The sequence below is a fragment of the Terrabacter terrae genome, from assembly GCF_039529575.1.
Taxonomy (GTDB): Bacteria; Actinomycetota; Actinomycetes; order Actinomycetales; family Dermatophilaceae; genus Terrabacter; species Terrabacter terrae.
Map to the genome: position 1 here is coordinate 1 of NZ_BAAANB010000119.1, position 1,420 is coordinate 1,420.

The 1,420-nt window shown below is 73.7% G+C and carries 2 protein-coding genes; one reads left to right on the forward strand and one right to left on the reverse strand.

The features are described 5' to 3' along the window. The coding region (locus tag ABD194_RS19715) for a hypothetical protein (protein WP_343994669.1) at positions 1-692 on the reverse strand (692 nt) is incomplete at its 3' end. Positions 693-1,115: 423 nt separating this feature from the next. Here ABD194_RS19715 and ABD194_RS19720 point away from each other — a divergent pair. Then, a complete protein-coding gene (locus tag ABD194_RS19720; RefSeq protein WP_343994672.1) occupies positions 1,116-1,232 on the forward strand; it encodes a DUF4396 domain-containing protein in 117 nt (38 codons plus the stop codon). The last annotated feature ends 188 nt before the right edge of the window (positions 1,233-1,420 follow it).

Sequence of the window (1,420 nt, forward strand, 5' to 3'; positions counted from 1 at the left end):
CCCTCCGCGGCCTGCATCAGGTCGTCGTCGACGTGGCGCCGGCGCGCCTGCCCCAGTGCACTCGCCGCTGCCGGCAGGGCGCCCACCGCCTCGTCGCCGGCCACCGCGCGGACCTCCGCCACGAGTGCCTCAAGGTGGATCTCGAGCAGCCACGACGGCATGCCGCGAGCGGCGAGGACCCGCGAGAGCCACTCGACCTGCCGGATCGCGCGGGTCTCGCCGAGACCGGCGAGCGAGATGAGCCACGCCGAGTCGGTCGTCGCGAAGCGCGAGCCGCGCTCCCCGTAGCGGGCGCCGTAGTAGGGCATCGCGTCGATCGAGCCCTGCGCCGCCCGCACCGCAGCGCGCAGCAGCGTCGCGTCGGTCGTGATGTCGTAGCCGCCGGAGGCCGGGTTGACCACCGCGGCGTCGGCCGGCTGTCCCGAGGCTCGTCGGATCAGGCCGGTCGCCACGTGGGCCCGGCCCTCCCCGACGAGGGCTGCCACCACTCCGGGGTCCGTCCCGGCGACCGGCTCGCCGGCCAGAGCCGCCCGCAGCACTGCCTCATCCGTGGAACCCGTTGCGGCGACGAGCCGCTCGATCCCCACGACGGCGGCGACGACGGCCGGGTCCTCGAGCCGACCGGTGAGGCTGCGGTCGACGTGGGCGAGGAGCAGCTGGTGGGCCTCGTCGGGACGCGCGACGTCTGTCATGCCAAGCATTCTCGCGTGCCCGGCACGGCAGGCCCGCACCTGCCCTTCTCGTCGGCGGGACGGCATACGCGCGCAGGGACGTGCGGCGACCAAGGTCGCCGTGACCGCCCCCGTCCTGCAGGAGCCGTCCCGGCCCACCGCGATGACCGAGCCGGTCGAACGGCGACAGATGCGATCGTGCCGGCGTTCTTGCGCCGCAACGAGGTCGTCCGGGACGTGGACGTACGAGGGGCCCCGGGCCACCCCTCCACGAGCAAACCCGAGACCCCACGGTGACGGCCGCACCCCGCGGCGCAGCCATCGACGCTGACGTACCCACGAACCCGTCGTGGCTGACCGTTTTGGGAGTGATTGTCCGGTGAGCGTGTCCCAACGCCGTGCGCGGGGCGGGGGAATGGCGCCGCGGCGCATGGGCTCGTATGGATGGCGGCCAGCGCGACGCCGCACTGCCTCTCCGGCTGTGCGATCGGGGAGGTCCTCGGCCTCGTCATCGGCACGGCGGCGGGCCTGAGTGCCGGGCTGGTCAATCCCGTCTTCTGAATGCGTGTCGGTCTCACTGGTCGCTGCCGGCATCGGCCCGCGCTGAAGCGCCACCGCTGTCGCTGCTCGGTCCTACGCTTCCCCTGAACCGCCGAGAGGGAGGAGGACCGGCATGGCCGACCAGGCGTACGACGACCAGCAGGGGACCCACTTCGAGCGGGTGCGCCTGACGGGAGCCGCCTTCCACG

Coding starts and splice junctions, on each gene's coding strand:
- ABD194_RS19720 (WP_343994672.1), top strand. CDS start 1,116: ATGGCGGCCAGCGCGACGCCGCACTGCCTCTCCGGCTGTGCGATCGGG.